The 22,812-nt window shown below is 38.6% G+C and carries 18 protein-coding genes and 3 tRNA genes; 17 read left to right on the forward strand and 4 right to left on the reverse strand.

The features are described from left to right. Positions 1–492: 492 nt before the first annotated feature. The 12 genes from ABH966_RS21230 (at position 493) to ABH966_RS21285 (ending at position 12,552) form a co-directional block, all read left to right on the forward strand. Positions 493–1,083 (forward strand): 50S ribosomal protein L25/general stress protein Ctc, encoded by a 591-nt coding sequence (locus ABH966_RS21230; protein WP_370081896.1) that lies wholly within the window; start codon positions 493–495, stop codon positions 1,081–1,083. A gap of 237 nt (positions 1,084–1,320) precedes the next feature. Next, the gene (gene pth / locus ABH966_RS21235; RefSeq protein ID WP_370081898.1) at positions 1,321–1,881 is read left to right on the forward strand and encodes an aminoacyl-tRNA hydrolase; all 561 of its coding nucleotides are present in this window, start codon (positions 1,321–1,323) and stop codon (positions 1,879–1,881) included. A gap of 208 nt (positions 1,882–2,089) precedes the next feature. Continuing rightward, positions 2,090–2,317, forward strand: a complete 228-nt coding sequence (locus ABH966_RS21240) for an anti-sigma-F factor Fin (protein ID WP_132364328.1) — start codon at positions 2,090–2,092, stop codon at positions 2,315–2,317. Between the two features lie 137 nt (positions 2,318–2,454). After that, positions 2,455–5,967, forward strand: a complete 3,513-nt coding sequence (gene mfd, locus ABH966_RS21245; RefSeq protein ID WP_370081900.1) for a transcription-repair coupling factor — start codon at positions 2,455–2,457, stop codon at positions 5,965–5,967. Between the two features lie 513 nt (positions 5,968–6,480). Then, complete coding sequence (gene spoVT / locus ABH966_RS21250) at positions 6,481–7,017, forward strand: stage V sporulation protein T (RefSeq protein ID WP_142510491.1); 537 nt, start codon at positions 6,481–6,483, stop codon at positions 7,015–7,017. 147 nt (positions 7,018–7,164) lie between these two features. Then, the gene (locus ABH966_RS21255) at positions 7,165–8,787 is read left to right on the forward strand and encodes a putative polysaccharide biosynthesis protein (protein WP_370081902.1); all 1,623 of its coding nucleotides are present in this window, start codon (positions 7,165–7,167) and stop codon (positions 8,785–8,787) included. Positions 8,788–8,796: 9 nt separating this feature from the next. Then, on the forward strand, positions 8,797–10,257 hold the full coding sequence (gene yabN / locus ABH966_RS21260) for a bifunctional methyltransferase/pyrophosphohydrolase YabN (RefSeq protein ID WP_370081904.1): 1,461 nt from the start codon (positions 8,797–8,799) through the stop codon (positions 10,255–10,257). Between the two features lie 4 nt (positions 10,258–10,261). Continuing rightward, positions 10,262–10,552 carry an RNA-binding S4 domain-containing protein gene (locus tag ABH966_RS21265; RefSeq protein ID WP_370081906.1) on the forward strand — a complete coding sequence of 97 codons (291 nt, stop codon included), beginning with the start codon at positions 10,262–10,264 and terminating at the stop codon, positions 10,550–10,552. A 149-nt stretch (positions 10,553–10,701) separates the two neighbouring features. Next, positions 10,702–11,001: a sporulation protein YabP gene (gene yabP, locus ABH966_RS21270; protein WP_004229167.1), complete on the forward strand. Its 300-nt coding sequence runs from the start codon at positions 10,702–10,704 to the stop codon at positions 10,999–11,001. Then, positions 10,998–11,489: a spore cortex biosynthesis protein YabQ gene (gene yabQ, locus ABH966_RS21275; protein WP_370081908.1), complete on the forward strand. Its 492-nt coding sequence runs from the start codon at positions 10,998–11,000 to the stop codon at positions 11,487–11,489. The genes yabP and yabQ overlap by 4 nt, the downstream gene beginning before the upstream one ends. A gap of 17 nt (positions 11,490–11,506) precedes the next feature. Continuing rightward, positions 11,507–11,971, forward strand: coding sequence for an FtsB family cell division protein (locus ABH966_RS21280; protein WP_370081910.1), 465 nt, complete (start codon positions 11,507–11,509; stop codon positions 11,969–11,971). 134 nt (positions 11,972–12,105) lie between these two features. Then, on the forward strand, positions 12,106–12,552 hold the full coding sequence (locus ABH966_RS21285; RefSeq protein WP_054612548.1) for a S1 domain-containing RNA-binding protein: 447 nt from the start codon (positions 12,106–12,108) through the stop codon (positions 12,550–12,552). A gap of 151 nt (positions 12,553–12,703) precedes the next feature. Here ABH966_RS21285 and ABH966_RS21290 read toward each other — a convergent pair whose 3' ends face one another. The 4 genes from ABH966_RS21290 to ABH966_RS21305 form a co-directional block, all read right to left on the reverse strand. Next, the gene (locus tag ABH966_RS21290; RefSeq protein ID WP_370081912.1) at positions 12,704–12,955 is read right to left on the reverse strand and encodes a hypothetical protein; all 252 of its coding nucleotides are present in this window, start codon (positions 12,953–12,955) and stop codon (positions 12,704–12,706) included. 387 nt (positions 12,956–13,342) lie between these two features. Continuing rightward, positions 13,343–13,414 (reverse strand) — tRNA-Glu (locus ABH966_RS21295). A 5-nt stretch (positions 13,415–13,419) separates the two neighbouring features. Next, positions 13,420–13,496: transfer RNA gene (locus tag ABH966_RS21300), tRNA-Met, on the reverse strand. Between the two features lie 11 nt (positions 13,497–13,507). Continuing rightward, positions 13,508–13,582 (reverse strand) — tRNA-Gly (locus ABH966_RS21305). 1,077 nt (positions 13,583–14,659) lie between these two features. On the opposite strand from ABH966_RS21305, the gene ABH966_RS21310 reads away from it, so the two are divergent. The 5 genes from ABH966_RS21310 to ABH966_RS21330 all read left to right on the forward strand — a co-directional run bounded on the left by ABH966_RS21310 (position 14,660) and on the right by ABH966_RS21330 (position 22,521). Next, positions 14,660–17,053 (forward strand): SpoIIE family protein phosphatase, encoded by a 2,394-nt coding sequence (locus ABH966_RS21310; protein WP_370081914.1) that lies wholly within the window; start codon positions 14,660–14,662, stop codon positions 17,051–17,053. Positions 17,054–17,081: 28 nt separating this feature from the next. Beyond that, complete coding sequence (tilS, locus tag ABH966_RS21315; protein ID WP_370081916.1) at positions 17,082–18,488, forward strand: tRNA lysidine(34) synthetase TilS; 1,407 nt, start codon at positions 17,082–17,084, stop codon at positions 18,486–18,488. A 64-nt stretch (positions 18,489–18,552) separates the two neighbouring features. Next, complete coding sequence (gene hpt, locus ABH966_RS21320; protein WP_132364364.1) at positions 18,553–19,095, forward strand: hypoxanthine phosphoribosyltransferase; 543 nt, start codon at positions 18,553–18,555, stop codon at positions 19,093–19,095. Positions 19,096–19,520: 425 nt separating this feature from the next. After that, positions 19,521–21,545: an ATP-dependent zinc metalloprotease FtsH gene (gene ftsH / locus ABH966_RS21325; RefSeq protein ID WP_370081918.1), complete on the forward strand. Its 2,025-nt coding sequence runs from the start codon at positions 19,521–19,523 to the stop codon at positions 21,543–21,545. A 142-nt stretch (positions 21,546–21,687) separates the two neighbouring features. After that, complete coding sequence (locus ABH966_RS21330; protein WP_370081920.1) at positions 21,688–22,521, forward strand: aldo/keto reductase; 834 nt, start codon at positions 21,688–21,690, stop codon at positions 22,519–22,521. Positions 22,522–22,812: the final 291 nt, after the last annotated feature.

The raw sequence follows: 22,812 nt of genomic DNA on the forward strand, positions 1-22,812 counted from the left end.
TAATAATATTTACACTACTTTATAAAAAATAGTTTACCGCCTAAGGTGGGATATATTTTGTTAAAACATAAGTTATGAATAAGTTGATTGGAGTGGAGGCTGGGCGACTCCTTGGGGAATAGCAATAGAGGAACGAAGGCTAAAACCATCACGTCCTGTGATAACGCCTTCGTGACCAACATCGGTGCTGTTGCTGTCGCTTCGTTGCACTACGCTTTCGCACAAAAAACATCTGTTGGCCCAAGCGGCTCATCGGACGCCCCCAGGAAGCTCTGCTCTGCGCGAAAGCGAAGCGTCAGCAACAAATGTTTTTATCTGTGCGAAAGCGAAGCGTCAGCAACAAAGCGCCCAGCTGGAACGGAAATCAACCCCACGTTATGGTGATAAGCTAAAATTGTAGTAAATATTATTATAGCCTTAACAAATGTCATTGAAAGTAGTGACATTTATAATAAGGCGTAAATAAATTTTTCTTGGAAGGGGAAGTATAGTATGAGTACAGTATTAAGTGTTAAAAAGCGCGAAGCTGGGCATCGTTCGACATTAACCCAACTTAGAAAAGGGGGAGCCATTCCTGCAGTTATTTACGGCTATAAATTAGATTCGACCCCAATTTCTATTTCAGCGAATGAATTCAGAAAATCCATTCAAAAGAATGGGCAAAACGGTGTTTTTTCAATGGAGTTAGATGGTAAAAAGGTGAATGTTGTTGTATCAGAAATCCAACAATGCTCAATGAAAGATGAAGTAAATCATATCGACTTTTTAGCAATTGATATGTCCGAAGCAATAGAAGCTGAAGTGCCTATTAGACTTGTTGGAGAGTCAGTTGGAGTTAGTGTGGGTGGCATATTAATGCAGCCCAACCTAGATGTGAAAATTAACGTAAAACCAGCAGATATACCAGAAGCTATTGAAGTTGACATTACTGAACTTAAAATTGGTGAAACAATTACGGTAGCAGATATTCGAGATACGATTGATTTTGATATTATCAGTGAAAATGGTCATACATTGGTATCAATTATGGTCCCGGCAGTCGTTGAGGAATCGACAGTAGATAGTGAGCAGGTACAAGAGTAAAAATATTTGTTAAGGAAAGGCTACTGAGGAAGTTAAACTTCTTCAGTAGCCTTTTATATTTTAAATTAATACATGTGTTGTTTTAAAACCATTTCACGATATGTATGGTTGAAGTGAGGATTTTAAATAATATCAAGCCATTATTGAACTTTTACTTTCAAAAACTGTACAAACTGCTTTCTTAGTGCATGATATGGTAAAATAATGACTATTAGATTTGAAAGAAGAGGGGTACTTATGAAAATTATCGTTGGTTTAGGGAATCCAGGCAAGCCTTATGAGCATACAAGACATAATATTGGCTTCGATGTTATTGATGCATTAGCTGAAAAATGGGGTACACCTTTAACTAATTCAAAGTTTAATGGTATGTATGCAACGGTACATCGTCCTGAAGGAAAGGTTCTACTTGTTAAACCTTTAACATATATGAATTTATCGGGGGAATGTGTTGGGCCCCTTATGAACTATTTTGATATTGATGTGGAAGACTTAATTGTTATTTATGACGATTTAGATTTAGAAACAGGGAAATTACGCCTGCGTCAAAAAGGAAGTGCGGGTGGACATAATGGTATTAAATCATTAATTCAGCATCTAGGTACACAAGAATTTAATCGCATACGTGTTGGGGTTAATCGCCCGCCTGCTGGTATGAAGGTAGCAGATTATGTGTTGTCAAAATTTTCAAAAGAAGATCAAGCTATTGTTAGTGAAGCTATTGAAAAAAGTGTAAATGCTGTAGAAGAATCTCTTTCAAAGCCATTTCTTGATGTGATGAATCGCTTTAACGGGTAATAATAGGTTAAAGCGTAGTGTGGATATTACAGCTGTTTTAACCTAAGCGGCTCATCGGACGCCCCCAGGAAAGCGACTGGTTGGTACGAAAATCAACCCCACGTTTCTATATTCTAAAAGGCGCTAAAGCAAAATTGGAAGTGCATAAACTGTTTTAGAAATGTCTATACTTTAAGTAGTAAGTTGCTTAAAGGAGGATGATTTGGAGATGTCAGTTCGCTATCGATGTCGTCATTGTGAAGTAGAAATAGGAACACTACCATTTGATGCAGATGATACAATTCGAAAACTACATATTTTCGAAATGGGTGAAGCGGATGATTATGTTGAGAAAGATCAGCATGGTCACACGACGGTGCACTGCATTTGTGAGCAATGTGAGGATTCGCTGAAACAATATCCAGATTATCACGCACTCAATAAATGGATTCAATGATTGGAAGGATGCTTTGGCGCACATCACGTGCGTTCAAAGCTTTTTCCATTGATAAAATATACAAAAAAGATGCGTATTATAGTACTAGATTACTAGTAATGGCGAATAGAATTATGCGCTGAGAGGAGCTTTTGACATTGGAAGTTTTACGACAGCTTGTGATGCAGGACAAACATATCACATCATTTTTACAGGAGATTCAGAGCGGTCAATCTGCAACACAGCTTATAACAGGATTAACAGGAAGCGCGCGCCCGGTAATGGTCGATGCGTTATTTGAATATGTAAAAAAACCTATTTATATTGTATCTCCTAATCTATTGCAGGCACAAAAAATGGTTGACGAGCTGGCGGGACTTTTAGGTGAGGAGCATGTTCATTATTATCCTGCCGATGAGTTTATTGCTGCAGATTTGTCTGTTGCCTCTCCAGAGTTACGTGCTGAGCGTATCGCAACACTTGATTGCCTAGCTAGAGGTGAAAAAGCTGTTTATGTGATACCAGTTGCGGGCTTACGCAAAATGATGCAGCCTAAAGAGCATTGGCAACAGTATTTTTTACAGATTGCAGTAGGCGAAGATATTCAGATTGATGAATGGCTCCAAACGTTAGTAGAGATGGGTTACGTGCGTAATTCAATGGTGACAACACCTGGAGAGTTTGCGCTACGTGGAGGGATATTAGATATTTATCCACCATATTTAGAGGCGCCGATTCGTATAGAATTATTTGATACGGAAGTTGACTCGATTCGAACATTTTCTGCGGACGACCAACGTTCCATTGATAAATTGCAGAAGGTTCGTATTCTACCAGCATCAGAAGTTATTTTGACAAAGGAAGAAAGAATGGCATTGGCAGGCCGTTTAGAAGCGGCATTAGCGACAAGTTTAAAGAAAGTCAAAAAGCAGGAGACGAAGGAATTACTGTATCAGCATATTCAATATGATATTGAATTGTTACAGCAAGGGAATTTACCGGACTATGTAAATAAATATGGTTCGTTATTGTATGAGAAAACATCATATTTAGGAGATTATTTTGTACATGATGGCATTGTGCTGTTTGATGAGCTCGGACGTATTCAGGAGGTTATGGATGCCTGGGAGCGCGAAGAGGATGAGTGGTTTTTATCATTAATTGAAGAAGGGAAAATGGTGCATGATGTAAAGCCAGCATTCTCTTTGAAAGAAATCCTAGCAATGCTGTCTCAACAAAAGCTATACTTCTCATTATTTTCACGAACATTTGCAGGTGTATCTTTTAATAAGACGACGAACTTTTCTTGCAAACCAATGCAACAATTTCATGGCCAAATGTCATTATTACAAAGTGAGATTGAACGCTGGTTGCTTGGTAAATTTACAGTATTAATTGTTGCAAGAGATAAAGATCGTGTTAAACGTGTACAGCAAATGCTTGGAGAATATGATATTCATACGACAATTGGTAAGCCGACAGAAGCGGGTATTTATATTGTGGATGGCTCACTATCTAGTGGCTTTGAATTACCACTACAACGTGTGGTGATTGTCACAGAGGATGAGTTATTTAAACAACAGGTGAAGAAAAAAGCACGTCCTCAAAAAATGACGAACGCAGAACGTATTAAAAGCTATACAGAAATTAAACCAGGCGACTATGTTGTCCATGTACATCACGGTATTGGGAAATATATAGGCTTAGAAACATTAGAGGTAAATGGAACACATAAGGATTACTTACACATTCGATACCGCGCAGATGATAAGTTATATGTTCCCGTAGAGCAAATAGATTTAATCCAAAAATATGTAGCATCTGAAGACCGAGAACCGAAGCTACATAAATTAGGTGGAGCAGAGTGGAAAAAAGCTAAAGCCAAGGTATCCTCTGCTGTGCAAGATATTGCTGATGATTTAATTAAGCTGTATGCGAAACGTGAAGCAGAGAAAGGCCATGCATTCGCGATTGACAATGACGATCAGCGCAATTTTGAGGCTTCTTTCCCTTATGAAGAAACGGAGGATCAGCTACGTTCAATTATCGAAGTAAAACGTGATATGGAGCGTGAGCGTCCGATGGATCGTCTTGTATGTGGAGACGTAGGGTACGGCAAAACAGAGGTAGCGATTCGTGCGGCATTTAAAGCAATTCAAGATGGCAAGCAGGTAGCTTTCCTTGTGCCGACAACGATTTTAGCGCAGCAGCATTACGAAACGATTCGTGAGAGATTCCAAGACTTTGCTATGAATGTAGGTCTCTTGTCTCGTTTCCGTTCGAAAAAAGAGCAAACAGCGACGTTAAAGGGCTTAAAAGAAGGGCAAGTTGATATTGTCGTTGGAACGCATCGAATTTTATCTAAAGATTTATTATTCCAAGACCTTGGACTACTGATTGTTGATGAGGAGCAACGTTTTGGTGTAACGCATAAGGAAAAAATTAAACAACTAAAGACGAATGTTGATGTATTAACGCTAACGGCAACTCCGATCCCAAGAACACTTCATATGTCGATGGTAGGTGTTCGTGATCTATCGGTAATTGAAACGCCACCAGCAAACCGTTTCCCTGTGCAAACTTATGTAATGGAGCATAGCGGTGCATTAGTGGGGGAAGCTATTGAGAGAGAAATGGCGCGTGGTGGGCAAGTATTCTACTTATACAATCGTGTAGAAGATATGGCTCGTAAGGTTGATGAAATTCAAATGCTTGTCCCAGAAGCGCGTATTGGGCATGCACATGGCAAAATGACGGAATCAGAATTAGAATCTGTTATATTAGCCTTTTTAGAAGGTGACTATGATGTGCTTGTAACGACAACCATTATTGAGACAGGCGTGGATATACCAAACGTTAACACATTGATTGTTCATGATGCTGATCGAATGGGCTTAGCGCAGCTTTATCAATTGCGTGGGCGTGTTGGACGTTCTAATAGGGTGGCGTATGCTTACTTTATGTATCAACGTGACAAAGTCCTTACGGATGTAGCTGAGCAAAGATTACAGGCGATTAAAGAATTTACAGAGTTAGGTTCAGGATTTAAAATTGCTATGCGTGACTTATCTATTCGTGGTGCAGGAAATTTACTTGGAGCGCAGCAGCATGGCTTTATTGATTCTGTCGGTTTTGACTTGTATTCACAAATGCTGGAAGAAGCGATTGCTGAGCGCCAAACAGGTGTGAAAAAAGAAGAGAAGCCTGACATTGAAATTTTATTGAGTGTGGATGCGTATATCCCAGATGCATACATTCCTGATGGCTATCAAAAAATTCAAATGTATAAACGTATAAAAGCAATGGGTCAAGTGGAGGAGTACAGCGAAATCATAGAGGAATTACAGGATCGTTTTGGTGATCTTCCGATTGAAACAGAGCGTTTATTGCGAATTGCGCGTATGAAGGTATGGGGCTTGGGTACAGGTGTATTGTCTGTAAAAGAAAAGCAAAAAATTATCACAATATTGTTGTCTGAAGAAGGTACTGGGCAAGTTGATGGCGGTAAAATTGTGGAAGAATCTATGAAATTTGAACGTGCTGTAGGGTTTGGTATGGATGGTATGCAATTGAAACTAACGATTGATGAACGTAAGTGTGGGAAATATCAACCCTTTGATATTTTAGAAGAAATGATGCATATTATTGCTGACGCAAAAAAACAACAATAGAAGAAAAGCTGATCTTATCTCTAGGGATAATGATCAGCTTTTTATTGTTAAAAACAAAAAATTACAAGGAAATCTCTGTGAATGTTGTGGCGCTTTATCTTCATTTATTAATTGGACTGTAGACTGTGTGGCTCCTTAGAGATCAATATCACAAATTGAGACTCATGAGCTAGATAGTAGGGAAAATAAGGGTAAAAGTATCACTTTTTGTTATGGTTCTTTTGTGATAAACATCCTTTTGACTTATTGACGTAATGGCAAAGGTTGAATTATTATTATTTCTTGTTAAAAATATTTTATAAATTAATTTATAAAAATTTGTTTTTGTGGTTAATCTAAGATAAGTTGATTGAAGTTGAAAAATTCTACATGGTATTTGCTTAGGTTTTTAAGGCCTTTTTGAAAATATTGTTGGGTGTGAAATCCTATTTCTTCAGTTTTTGCATAGATTGCTTCATAAAAAACCATACTAAAATTGAAAAAATTTCATTGTAGCGAAAGCGAGGATTAAGAATGAAGGCAACAGGGATTGTTCGTCGTATTGATGATTTAGGGCGTGTGGTTATTCCAAAAGAAATTCGTAGAACGTTACGTATTCGTGAGGGAGACCCACTAGAAATTTATACAGACCGTGAAGGTGAAGTCATTTTAAAGAAATATTCTCCAATTAATGATTTAGGGGAATTTGCAAGAGAATATGTGGAAACATTATATGAAACGTTAGGTACTCCAGCGTTTGTAACCGACCGAGATGAAGTAATTGCTGTCTCAGGGATCGGTAAGAAAGAGTATATTAATCGTCGTATTACATCCTTTGCGGAAAGTTTTATGGACGAACGTTCAACAAAAATAGAAAAAATGGAAACAACAATCGAGATTGTTCCTGGACAATATGAGCAAGTAAAGTCTTATTGTGCAACGCCTATTATGGTAAACGGTGATCCGATCGGCTGTATTATCGTTTTGTCTAAAGTACACTTTATCGGTGAAGTTGAAGTGAAAGTTGCTGAAACAGCTGCTAACTTCCTAGCTAAACAAATGAATAGTTGATAAGAATTGAAAGTTATTGCGCTGACCTTTTTAGGCTGAACAATAACTTTTTTTCGTACATAGTTTTATGGTAGTGCTATCGAGCGCGTCATACTTTGGAGATGTGCTATACTATTGGCATTGTTAAAGAAGGAAAGAGGGCAATTTATGTCGGAACGTTTTGGCATGAAAAGCTACATGAAGGGCGCAGCCTTACTTACAATTGCTGCTCTTATTGTGAAGGTTCTTAGTGCAATTTATCGTGTGCCTTTTCAAAATCTTGTTGGTGATGAAGGATTTTATATTTATCAGCAAGTGTATCCAGTTATATCTATTTTTGTCGTATGGACAGCTAGTGGATTTGCAGTAGCTATTTCTAAAATGCTTGCAGATAATGATTGTATTTTAGACCCGCTAGAGAGAGATCATCAACGAAGCGGTATTATGCGTATTGTTTTTCGTTATTTAACCGTACTATCGTTATTGTTTTTTGTTGCTTTATTTAGTGGTGCTGAAATAATTGCGCAGCTTATGGGCGATACTCAGCTTGCGCCTTTAATACGGACGGGTTCATTTATAGTACTTGTTATGCCAGCTCATGCTATTTTTAAGGGCGGCTTCCAATCAAGAGGCATTATGGAGCCGATTGCTTATGCACAAGTCCTTGAACAAGCTGTGAGAGTATCTGTCATTATAGCAGGAACATTTATCATTATGAAGACGACAGAATCACTTTATAGTGCTGGACAAATGGCCATTATAGGTACAGTTATTGGTGAAATTGTAGGCTTTGTATTACTTGCGCTGATCTTTAAAAAACGTTTTGGTTTATTTAATGATAAGAAACAACAGCGGCGTATCGATAGTTTTCCCATTATTAAAGAGGTAACATTGCTGAGTTTAAGTGTGAGCATGAGTGGTCTATTGTTGCTTGGCTATCAGTTAGTTGATTCCTTTACAATTTATTCGCTATTAATAGATGGTGGAATGGATCAGACGGTAGCTAAGGCAACAAAAGGCGTTTATGATCGTGGGCAGCCATTGGTACAGCTCGGAGTTGTTATTGCTTCTTCACTTTCACTTGCTATTGTGCCTCTTGTCGCGCATATGTCCAAAAGACAGGAAGGCCGTAGTGCCATTCCGTTTATTCAACTAACGTATAAAGCGTCTGTATTATTTGGATGGGCGGCATCTCTAGGTTTAATACTCGTTATGCCTTATATTAATGTAATGCTCTTTAAAACAGATGCACTGTCGGAAGTACTTATGGTATATGTATTACAAATTGTTCCATTGTCGATTATTTTGACATTTACAGCTATTTTGCAAGGCTATGGAAAATTAAAAAAGCCGGCTTTATTTTTGATTATAGGTTTTATTTTAAAAATAATATTGAATGTGCTAACAATTAATTTATTCGGTGTATTAGGTGCGGCTATTGCTAATAATGTAGGTCTTTTGTTTACTGCCCTAATGCTTATTTTTTATTTAAAAAGAATGACTGCCATTCAATTAGCGCCAGCCAATTTTTACAAAAAACTTGGAATTGCATCACTCAGCATGGCAGCTGTAGTGCTAGTTTGGCTACAGTTTATACCATCGTTGTTAAACCAATTTTTATCACCTCGATTTGTCGCAGTGGTAGCAGGTTTTTCAGCCGTGTGTTTAGGAGCGTTTGTAATGATCACAATAATTGCTAAGTTACGAGTACTAGTCGAAAAAGAGTGGTACTTACTACCGTTTGGGCGCAAAATGGCAGTTTATCAATTATGGTTAAATCGAAAGAAGTAGGTGGATTGATTGAATACTTTAACAGTTATTGGTCTAGGTGCGGGTGATTTTAATCAGCTGCAAATGGGTGTCTATAAGAAACTAAAAGCGGCAAGAAAATTATATGTTCGTACAGTGGACCATCCTGTATTAGAAGAATTATCAGCTGAGGGCTTACAATTTGAAAGCTTTGATGCAGTCTATGAAAAACATAATTCGTTCCAGCCTGTGTATGAGGAAATTGCAGAAAAGCTTGTGGCTGCAACAGCAAATGAAGATGTCATGTACGCTGTACCGGGGCATCCACTTGTCGCAGAGCAGACTGTACAATTGCTTATTGCCGCTGCGGATGAGGGAAAAGTAAAACTAGTCATTGAAGGTGGGCAAAGCTTCTTAGATCCAATATTTGGTGCGTTAAAAATCGACCCAATTGAGGGTTTCCAACTGCTGGATGGCACTAGCTTTTCTATGCATGACATTAACATGCGTCAACATATTTTAATAGCCCAAGTATATGATACATTTAGTGCATCAGAAGTAAAGCTAACGTTAATGGAGAAATACGATGACGAATACCCTGTTACAGTCGTTACAGCAGCTGGCTCGTCACAGGAAAAATTAGTGAAGGTACCACTTTATGAACTCGACCAAAGCGTTGAGGTGGACAATTTAACAACGGTATATGTGCCACCTGTAAAATCACAAGAGGACGCTTTACGAGACTGGACAACTTTCCGTCAAATTATTGCTGTATTACGAGGTCCAGATGGCTGTCCATGGGATCAAAAGCAAACACATGAGTCACTGAAAAAATATTTACTAGAAGAAGCACACGAATATTTGGCAGCGGTAGATGCAGAGGATGACTTTGCGATGATCGAGGAGCTTGGAGATGTACTGTTACAAGTGTTCCTTCATGCACAAATCGGAGAAGATCAAGGTTACTTTACGTTGGAAGATGTATTAGCTTCAATAAGTGAAAAAATGATTCGTCGACACCCTCATGTATTTGGAGATGTATCGGTGGAAGATGTAGAGGGTGTTGTAGCTAACTGGGAAGTTATAAAAGCGGAAGAAAAGGGTATAAGTGAAAAGCCACTATTAAAAGAGGAATACCGGGCGTCATCTGCTCTACAAACAGCATATAATTATCAAAAAAGAGCTGCGAAGGTAGGATTTGATTGGCCTGATGTAGATGGCGCATGGGACAAGTTTGCAGAGGAGTGGCAGGAATTTCGTAATGAGGTGACGAAAGGTACAAATGCGTCACGTCTCGATGAATTTGGAGATGTCTTGTTCACACTTGTGAATTTAGCGCGTTTCTACAAGCTATCTCCAGAAGAGGCTATGTTACATGCGAATGAGAAGTTTGCGAAACGCTTTGGTTATGTGGAAGCAAAGGTAAAGGAAAGTGGAAAGCCATTTTCTGATTATACATTAGAACAATTAGATGCTTTCTGGAATGAAGCAAAGCAGCTAGAAAAGGAGTAAAAATATGCGATTAGATAAATTTTTAAAAGTATCACGTTTAATTAAACGTCGTACATTAGCGAAGGAAGTAGCAGACCAAGGTCGTATTACGATCAATGGTAAGGTCGCGAAAGCTAGTAGTGCTGTTAAAGTTGGCGATGAGCTAGCTATTCGTTTTGGACAAAAAATTGTGACAGCGCGTGTAGAGGAATTACGTGATACTGTGAAAAAAGAAGATGCCGCAAAAATGTTTACTATTTTGAAGGAAGAGCGCCTTGAAAAAATTGAACCTGAATTTATTGATGATGAGGACTAATTAATAATAGTGTAGGAGTCTTCTGAAGTTGTCCATGGCTTTTTCCGTAAATGGGGGATAAAAGTGTAACAACTTTAATAAAGTTGTCATGCTTTTAAGGTTGTCCGCATAAAGTGAACAGAAGCTAGGACGACTAAAGGAGGAAAAAAATGACGCTACATCAAGAAAGTAACCGTTACACAATTCCATCTGGAGAGCATATTTTAACGATTCGTAATCGTAAAAGAATGGACATGACTTCTGTAAAATCAATTGAACGCTTTGATCAGGAAGAATTTTTCATCAAGACGTCCCAAGGGCATTTGTTAATCCGTGGAGAAGAACTGCATATCGTTCATTTAGATGTTGACAAAGGGTTATTGACGCTTGAAGGAACTGTAAAAACCTTGCAGTATGACGAGGAGGAAAGTGGCTTCTCGAAAGGTTTCCTTCATAAATTGTTTGGATGATTGTTAGTGAACAATTTGTTCAGCTATTAGTCATGGTTTTGAGCGGTATAGCAGTCGGGTTCATTATTGATAGTGTAAGGCTCATTGTTTTTTCAACTCCAAAAAGGTCAAGCCTTCGAAGATGGATGATGGTATTTGAACTACTTACCTGGATTCTACTTGGAGGCATGACATACTATTTATTATTTTGGCTAAAAGATGGCGCTTGGCGGGCTTATGACCCGCTAGCGCAAATAGCCGGAATTTTTTTGTATCAAACGTTTTTTCAAACTTTTTTACGTTTCGTCGCGAGGGTTTTGGTGAATATAACATGGAGACCCCTGTGGTTCATCATACGGTTAATAAGTGCTATTATTCGACAAATTTTTAAATTCTTAATAAGTATTGGTGCGTTTGTTTTAAGACCTTTTGTCAAAATTTATTCGTATTTGTCCAACACTTTTTTTAAAAAAGTTCGATTTATCAAGTATAATAAAAGACAACAATAATTTTCGGAGGTGCGGGCATGACTTTACGTCGTTCATCAAATGATGACCAACAAAACTATACTAAACTTGATAATGACTATGTCCGTAACACGGATAAAGCTATAAATCGTAAAATTCAAGCGCGAAAACGGAAAATGCGCCGTATTGCCTTTTTTGCGATTGTGCCAGTCGTTATTATTGCCTTTCTCTTAAATATACTTTCGAATCAAAATGAAACTCTAGCTGCAAAAGAGCAAAAAAAGGTTGAAGCGAAGGAGCATCTTTCTGAATTGAAAGATGAGCGAGATTCGTTAAATCTTAAAATTAAACAGTTAGAGGATGATGAGTATATCGCGAAGTTATTACGTAAAGATTATTTTTTATCCGAAAAAGGTGAAATAATTTTCATTATTCCGGACGAAAAAGGTAAAAAAGGCGATATACCGGAGGAAAAAGATAAAAAAGACAGCAAATCAGAAAAGAAAGGTAAAAAAGAAGACTGAAAAGCTATGTATTGTTGACACTCTTTTATTGTTATATATAATGAAAAGAGAAACTTATTGTAGTAAAAAGTTTGATTAAATTGATTACATGACTCAAATGAGTCGCTTAATTTTTAAGGAGGAGCATTTTTTTTATGTCAATTGAAGTAGGCAGCAAGGTACAAGGTAAAGTAACAGGAATCACAAATTTTGGAGCATTCGTTGAGCTGCCAGACGGCAAAACAGGCTTAGTACACATCAGTGAAGTTGCTGACAATTATGTAAAAGATATCAATGAGCATCTAAAAGTTGGAGATGAAGTTGAAGTAAAAGTGATGAATGTTGAAGCGGACGGAAAGATCGGTCTTTCAATCCGTAAAGCAAAGCCTCAAGCAGAGAGACCAGAGAGACCAGAGCGTCCAGAGCGTCCGGCACGTCCACGTCGCGATAATCGATCTAATGATCGCAACGATCGTCATCAGCCAAAAGAGAATTTTGAGCAAAAAATGGCACGTTTCTTAAAAGATAGTGATGAACGCCTAGCAACACTTAAACGTGCTACAGAATCAAAACGCGGTGGTCGTGGAGCTAGAAGAGGGTAGTTTGCTGACTGTTTTAATCGTAGAAAAAGTGTATTAAATAGATTTGGGATTAGCTTTATTAAAAAGCTAATCCCTTTTTTTAATAATCTTTGCATACATCTCATCTGGCTATAAGTCATAATAACCCTTCTAGTAGGATCTATGTGTCGTCCTACAACGTGGATGTCGGTCTTTTCTTCTTTTTAGGAGCTTGCGCGGGTGTTTGTTCTGTTAGTGTTTCTAAAGGTTTTTCGGCTGGCTTAACAACCATTTTGACAAGTAAAAACACACCGTAAACACTAACCGCTAGTCCGGTGAGGAGTAAAAATATTTGTACGGCAAATGGTAAATTAATAAGAATAGATACGAGAATAATCATAGAGCCACTTCCGCAAATTAAAGCAGCTTTAGTTAATGAACCCAAAGGAAATAAACCTCCTAGTTTACACGCTTTTTTCATTATTAGTATGCCATATTTTTATGTTCATCACCATAACTTGGGTTGATTTCCGTTTCAGCTGGGGTCTTTCCGAAGGGGCGTTAGGAGCAACGAGTATTTTTTATGTGCGAAAGCGAAGCGACAGTAACAATAGGGTTTTGTCTGTGCGAAAGCAACAGCAACAGTAACAACAACAGTGGCAATAACAAAGGGAAACTGCTCGTGAAACCATTGGCGCAGGCGTTCCTAAACTGATTACACCGGGGCATCAGGTAGTAAAAAAATAAATAAATTCGATATTTCTAGTATTCAACTTTAATCTGCAAAAAAAAATAGGCGTCTCAGAAATCGTTCTGAGACGCCTATTTGATATGACCCCTACGGGATTCGAACCCGTGTTACCGCCGTGAAAGGGCGGTGTCTTAACCACTTGACCAAGGGGCCTACTATGGTGGCGGCCGAGGGGATCGAACCCCCGACCTTACGGGTATGAACCGTACGCTCTAGCCAGCTGAGCTAGGCCGCCATTAAAGATTATGGAGCGGAAGACGAGGTTCGAACTCGCGACCCCCACCTTGGCAAGGTGGTGTTCTACCACTGAACTACTTCCGCGTTTTGCCTTAAGCAACAAGTTATATAATACATGCCTTTGTAACTAACGTCAAGTAGTTTTTTTAAAAAAATTAATAAAAATATATGGTTTTATTAATTATTTAAAGATTTGCTAACAAAAAGAAAGAGTATTTGATAGCTCATCACCATAAAGTGTGGTTGATTTCCGTTCCGACTAGGCGCTTTGTTGCTGACGCTTCGCTTTCGCACAGATAAAACATTTGCCGCTGAAGCTTCGCTTTCGCGCAGATAACATCCGCTTCGCTGCAGGGTCTCGGGCCAACAGATGTCTTTTGCGCGAAAGCGTAGTGCTAACGAAGCGACAGCAAAAGGGTTTCATTCTGTGCGAAAGCGTAGTGCAACGAAGCGACAGCAACAGCACCGATGTTGGTCACGAAGGCGTTATCACAGGATGTGATGCTTTTAGCCTTCGTTCCTCTATTGCTAATCTCCAAGGAGTCGCCTAGTCTCCACTCCGATCAACTCTTATCAAAGGTGTTTGGACTCCACTGAAATGGAACCACACCTTTATTTATCTCACCACCTACAAATGTAGGAGTCTTCTGTAGCTGACGCTTCTCTTTCGTTACAAAAGACATTGCTGAATGAAGTTAGAGCCTCCGTACGCAATTATACCGAGGCATAATTAATCAAATGTCATCCACAACTTTTGGTGATGAGCCTTTTGATTGGGAATTTATCAAACTTTTTGTTCTTAAGTAGAAAAGTATCGGTGTACTTGTTGACTATAGTATTTTAATGAAATTGGGAGCATCGATCAATGAAAAAGAAGGGGGCCAACATGCACTAGACCTCTCATGGCAAAAAAATGTAAAGTTTTTTATGTAACAACGGTGGGACTGGGTTGTGTAATTTTCGTAATTTTTAAACAAATTATACAGAAAGAGATGTTTATAATGTTGTGCAGCAAATCGTTTTTGTAGAAATTGTTGCCATTTCTCGTATTTATGCATATGTATTCGTCGAAATGTTTATATTTTTTTCTGTCACCGTCAGACAATCTTTCCATACATAATTTCTTATAATAGCTCCAAAAGGCAGAAAGGGGATAGTGAAATGACGAGTATTGAATGGTATAACACGGCAAATGTAGACGAACAGAAATTAGGAGTGAAAAAAAGGCAATTGTTAATAGGCTCTTTATTTTTTTTAACATCCTTCTTTTTAGCTCAGTCTGTGGTGTTTGAAGCGGCCGTACCTTTCTCAGTTCCTTTTTGGGCAATTATTCGAACGAAATATAAAGAATATGCCAAATATGTTTTGTTCGGTGGTTTGATAGGATGTTTTTTCCTTGGCTTTGGACAAGTCTTCATTTTAGCATTGCAGATCGTCTTGTATGAATGTGTTATGCGCTTCCGTTATTGGCAGATACCACAAAGTATAGCGGTATCTTTAGCGGTACTACTTGTACAGATAATGTGGCAGGGAGTTATGTATCAAGGTTTACCTCCGGTGCTTGTGCAATTTTATGTAGGCTGTGAAGCGGCTTTAGCTCTTATTATGACGCTGTTTATGCAAGTGTTGTTTGTCAATTCTCATGAATGGTTTACGAGTCATTGGACTTATGAGAAGCTAGGCTCTGGATTAGTTGTATTTGCTGCTATGCTTACAGGTATGCAAGCGATTGTCATTAGCTATTTTTCACTCCCCATTTTTTTATTACAACTATTCATTTGCTTCGGTGCGTTAGTAGGAAGTGTACCATTAGCGACGGTTATCGGAGCCGTACTCGGGACTCTCATTGGTGTTGCAAAACTTTCATTTACGGGTATGCTGTCTGTAGCCACCTTAACAGGATTGTGTGCCGGGATGGGGGCTCGTGTTGGACGATTCGGTGTAGCAATTGGCAGTATTTTGCCAAGTGTGTTTTTTTTATTTTACGATGCAACATTGCCGTTAGATAGCGTGTATTTTACATCGATTGTTGTTGGTAGTATCGTTTTTATAACAATCCCAAGTAAATATTCTGAAAAGGTGCGGGACAAGCTGTTTCCACAGCGTGAGGAGGTCTTACTCGCTCGTCAAAATTGGTTAACGGAGCATGTTACGTTTAAATTAGAGCATTTTCAGCATTTTGTACAGTTTATGAAGGAGCTTGTGTTTGAGCGTTTTATGACGGCCCCGATAGAAGAGGCGAAGGAAGTGTCACCGATGAATACATGCTTGAGCTGTTTCCGCTATGATCGCTGTTGGGGAGCGCAAAATAACGGAATGGACAAGCTCATGACAGACTGGTTTCATATGAAAGGTGTTGGGAAGGATTCTGGTATTCATCGTGTCGAAGAACAAATACGCTATAAATGTGTGAAATCAACGAAAATTTTCGAGGAATTGGAAACGGAGCTGTACAGAGAGCGCATTAATGGTCAGTATTTCCATGGTAAGAAAATGATAGCGCTTCAGCTACGTGATATGAGCAATCATCTAAATCAGTTAATAGCGGAGATGAAAGAAGAGACTATTTCATTCGTTAGTGTGGAGAAGGACATTACTCAACGATTAAAAGATGCTAATATTGAATGTTTTCAACTAGATGTGCTTAGTAATAAACCTGGGGCACGAAAAATAGTCTGTGCTTTAGCACCAGCACGAGTCGATTGGGAGGAAGACACAACAGTAGCTGAACGGATGATATTGCCGATTTTATATGATATTTTTGAAGAACCATTTGAAATTGAAAAAGTAGTAGCAAGCGATATACCATTTCGTCACATTCAAGTAAGCTTTAGATCAGCTATTAGCTTTGAAGTAGAGTATGATATATATAGCATGTCTAAAGATGCGACGTTATATTCCGGTGATTCCCATGCATTATTTCAATTACATCCAGGACTATTTGCAATTTTATTGTCAGATGGTATGGGTCAGAGTAAAGAAGCACAGCATGAGAGTAGAAAGTTAATACACTTAATGCGAGAATGTTTAAATTACAATATGAACCCAGAGACTGCGATGCATACGTTGCATTATGTCATGTCCTTAAAGCAACAAAATGATATGTATGCAACGCTTGATTTTGCACTTGTCGATTTACAACAAGGTGATTTATGGTCGTGGAAGGCAGGGGGAATGTCTACGTATATTTTACGTGGGAAAGAGGTGCTGAAGGTTGAAAGTAATGCAGCGCCTGTAGGTTTTTTATCCATTTCAGCAGTCGAGGCTGAAAAAAGAAAGCTTAAAGCTGGCGATGTAATTTTGATGCACTCTGATGGATTATTTTCAAGTGTTGATGATTGGGACGAGCAAGAAGAGCTATTTTTAGCGTATGCGCAGCAAGTAGCTGGAACTACTAAAACCATCCAGGAAAAACTAACAACGATTATGCAATCTTTCCAATCTTACTATGCCATTGAAGACGATTGCACTGTATTGATGCTAGAGGTTACACATGTTGTACCTACGTGGGCTGTATTTAGGCCAGTTCAACACTCTATGAGCAATTCATCATAAAAGAGAACGAAAAGGGGAGGAGAAGCGTTTGTCACTTGAATTAAAGGTCAAAAAATTTATCGAAGAAGAGCAATTATTGCAGCAAGACGACCATCTTCTCATCGCCGTTTCGGGTGGAGTGGATTCAATGGCTTTGCTCCATTATTTTGTCAAAACAAAAGAGCAGTGGGGAATTACAGTAGGAGCCGTACATGTTGATCATATGCTAAGAGGTGAAGCGTCTACTGAGGACAGAGCTTTTGTCCAGAAGTATTGTGATGAGTATGGTGTATATTTATATGCAAAGGCAATTCCAATACCAGAGATTATGGCTTCAGAAAATGGAAATACACAGCTTATTTGTCGTAGAGAAAGGTATCAATATTTTAAAGAGGTCATGGAAAAAACGAATGCTAGCAAGCTTGTAACTGCACATCATGCGGACGACCAACTGGAGTCAGTATTAATGGCCCTGACAAAAAATGCAACGATAAATGGTATGCAAGGTATACGTTCACAACGTATTTTTGAAGGAAAAACATTAATTCGTCCGTTTTTAACGGTTACAAAGTTAGAAATAAGGGAATATTTACTTAAGCAAGGTTTAGATTATCGGGAAGACGCTAGCAATGCTAAGGATACCTATGTACGCAATCGTTTTAGACATCATGTGGTGCCTTTGTTGGAGGCAGAAAACCCAAGAGTAACAGAGCAGGTAACTCATTTTACAAAACAATTGCAAGAAGACGATGCCTATTTAATGACATTAGCGGAGGATGTATTTTCTAGAACAGTAAAAAGAAAAGATGGAAATACATATAGCATGGAAATTAAGGCTCTTCAATTGGTACCACTTGCTTTACAAAGGAGGCTCATTTTAATACTATTAAACTATCTTTACAAAGATTCAAATACGATACAAAGTTATGCTTTATTGACTTCAATTTCAAAGCTTTGTGATACGACAGCAGGGTATGCTGAAGTTCACTTGCCAGAAGATTTTATAGCAGTTCGCCGTTACGGAAAATTAACAATTCAGAAGAAAGAGCCATTAGAAGATGAAGCTTCTCCTGAGAAAAAGATTATTTCGACTACTAATGGGTGGACAACACTGACGAATGGTGAACGTTTATGCGTAGTCGAGTTGCCTGATTTATCGTCTGAAATGCTGACGAATACTGCACAACTTTTTTATTTTAACGCTAGCAAACTCAAACTTCCACTCTATGTTAGAGCGCGTAAGGAAGGGGACAGAATACTGTTAAAAGGAATGGATCAGCCAAAACGCTTATCTCGCCTTTTTATAGATGAAAAGATTCCTTTAAATGAGCGAAATAGCTGGCCGTTACTGATTTCTCAATCTGATGAGGTCGTAGCGGTAATTGATGTGCGTATGGGAATGTTTTTTTCAACCTCTCCGCAACCAAACGATGATACAGTGCTCATCGTAGACTAAGGTCTTTGTAAAATTTCACCCCAAATGGTTGAACATTTTTTTATACACACGAGGAGGAATCGCTATGTTACAAAATGACATCGAAAAAGTTATGATTACAGAAGAACAATTACAAGAAAGAATCGCTGAGTTAGGGGCACAATTGACAGAGGAATACAAAGATTCATTCCCGCTAGCAGTTGGTGTTTTAAAAGGGGCAATGCCTTTTATGACAGACTTGATGAAACGTTTCGATTCTTTCATTGAGCTAGATTTTATGGATGTTTCTAGCTACGGAAATGCTACAGTTTCATCAGGGGAAGTTAAAATTCTAAAGGATTTAAATACAAGCGTTGAGGGACGTGACGTATTAATCATCGAGGATATTATTGATAGCGGCTTAACGTTAAGTTATTTAGTAGACTTATTTAAATACCGTAAAGCAAAATCCATCAAAATTGTGACATTGTTAGATAAACCATCAGGTCGTAAAGTAGACTTAGGTGCTGATTATGTTGGTTTTGAAGTGCCAGATGGTTTTGTTGTAGGGTATGGTTTAGACTACGCAGAAAAATACCGTAATTTACCGTATATCGGCATTTTAAAGCCGGCAGTTTATTCTTTCTAACAAGTAAGAAATTAACGAAAGAATACCACTATGAAAAGTAAGTGCCTCCAGCGAAGGTCATAGATTTTTATTTTTTTAACTTCTTTCGTCCCCCACCTCTATAGGTGGTGAGATGAATGCAGGTTTAAGTTGCTTTTTAGCAGGTGTCCAAACATCCGCTAAGAACGCCACGTCCTGTGGCAATTAAGCACAAAGCCGATTCAGGACACAATTATGCAGAGGCATAATTGATCATAATTCAAAAATCTAGGTACATTGTTAGATGCAACTACGCTGGAACATACTTGATAAATGCATAAATATTTTTCGATTTCGACAAAAATCGGACGAAACTTTTTTTATGTAGGGCTTTTCGTTGTATGATGAAATCATGATATGTTAAGATTTTACTTATAATTTTTCTGTTTGTAATGAGGAGGCTGGAGATGAATCGAATATTTCGATATACCATATTCTATTTACTGATTTTCTTAGTGATTATCGGTATATTTGGTACTTTCAATGGTGGAAATGCGCCAACGAAAGAGTTAACTTATTCTGAGTTTCAAGATGCTCTAGATAAGAAAGAAATAACAAGTGCTACAATTCAACCTGATAAATCAGTATACATCGTTGAGGGTACGATGAAGGGTTATGAGAAGGGTCAAAGCTTTACAGCAAATATCCCTCGTGATAACCAATCTTTATTGAACCGTATCGATGAGGCTGCTAAGGATAAGAATAGTAATATTAAATATTTAACAGCGCCAGAAACAAGTGGATGGATTCAGTTCTTTACAGGGATCATTCCTTTCATCATTATCATTTTCTTATTCTTCTTCCTAATGAGTCAATCTCAAGGTGGCGGTAATAAAGTGATGAGCTTTGGTAAAAGTAAAGCCAAACTTTATGACGACCAGAAGAAAAAAGTTCGTTTTACAGATGTAGCGGGTGCTGATGAAGAGAAAGCAGAGCTTGTAGAGGTTGTTGATTTCTTAAAGGATCACCGTAAATTTACTGAAATTGGTGCCCGAATTCCAAAGGGTATCTTACTTGTAGGTCCTCCAGGTACAGGTAAAACATTACTTGCACGAGCGGTAGCAGGTGAGGCAGGCGTACCATTCTTCTCGATTTCAGGTTCTGACTTCGTAGAAATGTTTGTCGGTGTCGGTGCATCACGTGTTCGTGACTTATTTGAAAATGCCAAGAAAAATGCACCTTGTATCATCTTTATCGATGAGATTGATGCAGTAGGTCGTCAACGTGGCGCAGGTCTTGGTGGTGGCCATGACGAGCGTGAACAAACATTGAACCAATTGTTAGTTGAAATGGATGGTTTCGGGGCAAATGAAGGTATTATTATTATCGCTGCAACAAACCGCCCAGATATTTTAGATAAAGCGTTATTACGTCCTGGTCGATTTGACCGTCAAATTACAGTAGGACATCCTGATGTAAAAGGTCGTGAAGCAATTCTAAAAGTACATGCGCGCAACAAGCCTTTATCTGATACAGTAGATTTAGCAGCTGTTGCACAACGTACACCAGGTTTCTCAGGTGCTGACTTAGAGAACTTGTTAAATGAGGCTGCACTTGTAGCGGCTCGTAAAAGCAAACGTACAATTAATATGGCAGATATCGATGAGGCATCTGACCGAGTAATTGCAGGTCCGGCAAAAGCTAGCCGCGTTTACTCAGCGAAAGAGAAGAAACTTGTAGCCTTCCATGAAGCTGGGCACGTAGTTGTTGGTTTAGAGTTAGATGAAGCAGATACAGTACACAAAGTAACAATCGTCCCTCGTGGCCAAGCTGGAGGTTACGCGATTATGTTACCGAAGGAAGAACGTTTCTTCACAACAAAACAAGAACTATTAGACCGTATTGCTGGCCTACTTGGTGGTCGTGTAGCAGAGGAAATCGTACTTGGCGAAGTATCTACTGGGGCACATAACGACTTCCAAAAGGTAACAAGTATTGCACGTGCCATGGTCACTGAATATGGTATGAGTGAAAATCTTGGTGCAATGCAGTTTGGTTCAAGTCAGGGTGGGAATGTATTCCTTGGTCGTGACTTTAATTCAGATCAAAATTACTCTGATTCAATCGCCTATGAAATTGATAAAGAAATGCAAAAAATTATCGATTCGCAATATGAGCGTACTAAACGAATCTTAACTGAAAAACGTCATTTACTTGATTTAATTGCTAATACATTAATGCAAAAAGAAACATTAAATGCGCAAGAAATTGAGCATTTACGTGATCACGGTGTCTTACCGGAACCTGAGGTAGAAACGGTTGTGGAAAAAGCTCCTAAAGCTGAAGCTCAACCAATATTAGATGTAGTTGGTGAACAGGCTGTTAAAAAAGAATTGCTTAGCAATGAGCCGGATCCAACAACAGCTGATTTACCTAAAGAAGGTAGAGAGTCGAATAATACACCAAAAGGTATCGATGAAAAGCGTGATTAATGTGAGAAAGACTGTTTACGATTTTAGTAAGCAGTCTTTTTCTTTGCCTTTTTTCGGTAATAGGTATTACGATAGAATGTACGCAGCTGCGTATATAGGTTCTTAAATTTTTTAGGACCAAAATAGATAGGAGTGTTGTAACGTGGGAAATGTAACATTGAATAATGGTTTAGAGATGCCGTTAATAGGCTATGGCGTTTTTCGAGTGCCTGAAGGGGATGACTTGGCTGAGGCGGTTAAAACAGCTATTGCAAAAGGTTACCGTAGCATTGATACAGCCCAAGTGTATCGCAATGAAGAAAGTGTTGGACGAGGAATTCGTGCAGCAATTGACGAGGGCTTAGTAACACGTGAAGAACTATTCGTAACATCAAAGGTTTGGAATGATGGGCTTTCCTATGAAGAAACACTTGCAGCTTATGATAGTAGTTTAGAGAAATTAGGATTAGATTATTTAGATTTATATTTAGTTCACTGGCCAGGTATAGATACAAATTATGTTGATGTTTATAAAGCGCTTGAAAAAATCTATCAGGATGGCCGTGTACGCTCAATTGGTGTTAGTAATTTCCATGTTCATCATTTAGAAAATTTATTAAAGGAAACATCGGTTGTGCCTGTTATTAATCAAATTGAATTTCATCCGCACTTAACTCAAGAGGAGGTACGTGCCTATTGTAAGGAAAAGGGGATACAGGCAGAAGCGTGGTCACCATTAATGAATGGTTCTTTATTGGAAGAATCATTGATTCAGCAGTTAGCTTCTAAATATGGCAAAACACCAGCGCAGATTGTGTTACGTTATGATGTGCAGCATGGTGTAGTCACTATTCCAAAAACAATGACTCCTGCACGTATGACGGAAAATCTAACGGTCTTTGACTTTGCATTAGCTGAGGAAGAAATGACTCAGTTAGATGCACTAAATGATGGCCTACGTTGCGGACCAGACCCAGAAAAATTTAATTTTAAATAATGTGAAAGGAGCTACCTAATATGGGGGTGGCTCCTTTCAAAATAAATTTCATACTAAAAAAGTGAAGTTGATTTCCGTTCCAGGCTACTCGCTTTGTTGCTGACGCTTCGCTTTCGCACAGAGCAAAGCTTCCTGTGGGCGAGCGTCGAGCCGCTTCCTTCGCTTACGCTCCGTGCAGGGTCTCGTCTGTCTCGCTTTCCCACGGGAGTCGAGTAGCCTTCCACTCCAATCAGCGGTAGCGTAGAACTTTTATAAAATATTATTCATTTCAAAAGTGAATAATATTACGAC

This window comes from Lysinibacillus sp. RC46, assembly GCF_041262385.1.
GTDB lineage: Bacteria > Bacillota > Bacilli > Bacillales_A > Planococcaceae > Lysinibacillus.

Coding starts and splice junctions, on each gene's coding strand:
- ABH966_RS21265 (WP_370081906.1), top strand. CDS start 10,262: ATGCGATTAGATAAATTTTTAAAAGTATCACGTTTAATTAAACGTCGT.
- spoVT (WP_142510491.1), top strand. CDS start 6,481: ATGAAGGCAACAGGGATTGTTCGTCGTATTGATGATTTAGGGCGTGTG.
- ABH966_RS21255 (WP_370081902.1), top strand. CDS start 7,165: ATGTCGGAACGTTTTGGCATGAAAAGCTACATGAAGGGCGCAGCCTTA.
- ABH966_RS21285 (WP_054612548.1), top strand. CDS start 12,106: ATGTCAATTGAAGTAGGCAGCAAGGTACAAGGTAAAGTAACAGGAATC.
- ABH966_RS21280 (WP_370081910.1), top strand. CDS start 11,507: ATGACTTTACGTCGTTCATCAAATGATGACCAACAAAACTATACTAAA.
- ftsH (WP_370081918.1), top strand. CDS start 19,521: ATGAATCGAATATTTCGATATACCATATTCTATTTACTGATTTTCTTA.
- ABH966_RS21310 (WP_370081914.1), top strand. CDS start 14,660: ATGACGAGTATTGAATGGTATAACACGGCAAATGTAGACGAACAGAAA.
- yabQ (WP_370081908.1), top strand. CDS start 10,998: ATGATTGTTAGTGAACAATTTGTTCAGCTATTAGTCATGGTTTTGAGC.
- pth (WP_370081898.1), top strand. CDS start 1,321: ATGAAAATTATCGTTGGTTTAGGGAATCCAGGCAAGCCTTATGAGCAT.
- ABH966_RS21240 (WP_132364328.1), top strand. CDS start 2,090: ATGTCAGTTCGCTATCGATGTCGTCATTGTGAAGTAGAAATAGGAACA.
- ABH966_RS21230 (WP_370081896.1), top strand. CDS start 493: ATGAGTACAGTATTAAGTGTTAAAAAGCGCGAAGCTGGGCATCGTTCG.
- hpt (WP_132364364.1), top strand. CDS start 18,553: ATGTTACAAAATGACATCGAAAAAGTTATGATTACAGAAGAACAATTA.
- yabP (WP_004229167.1), top strand. CDS start 10,702: ATGACGCTACATCAAGAAAGTAACCGTTACACAATTCCATCTGGAGAG.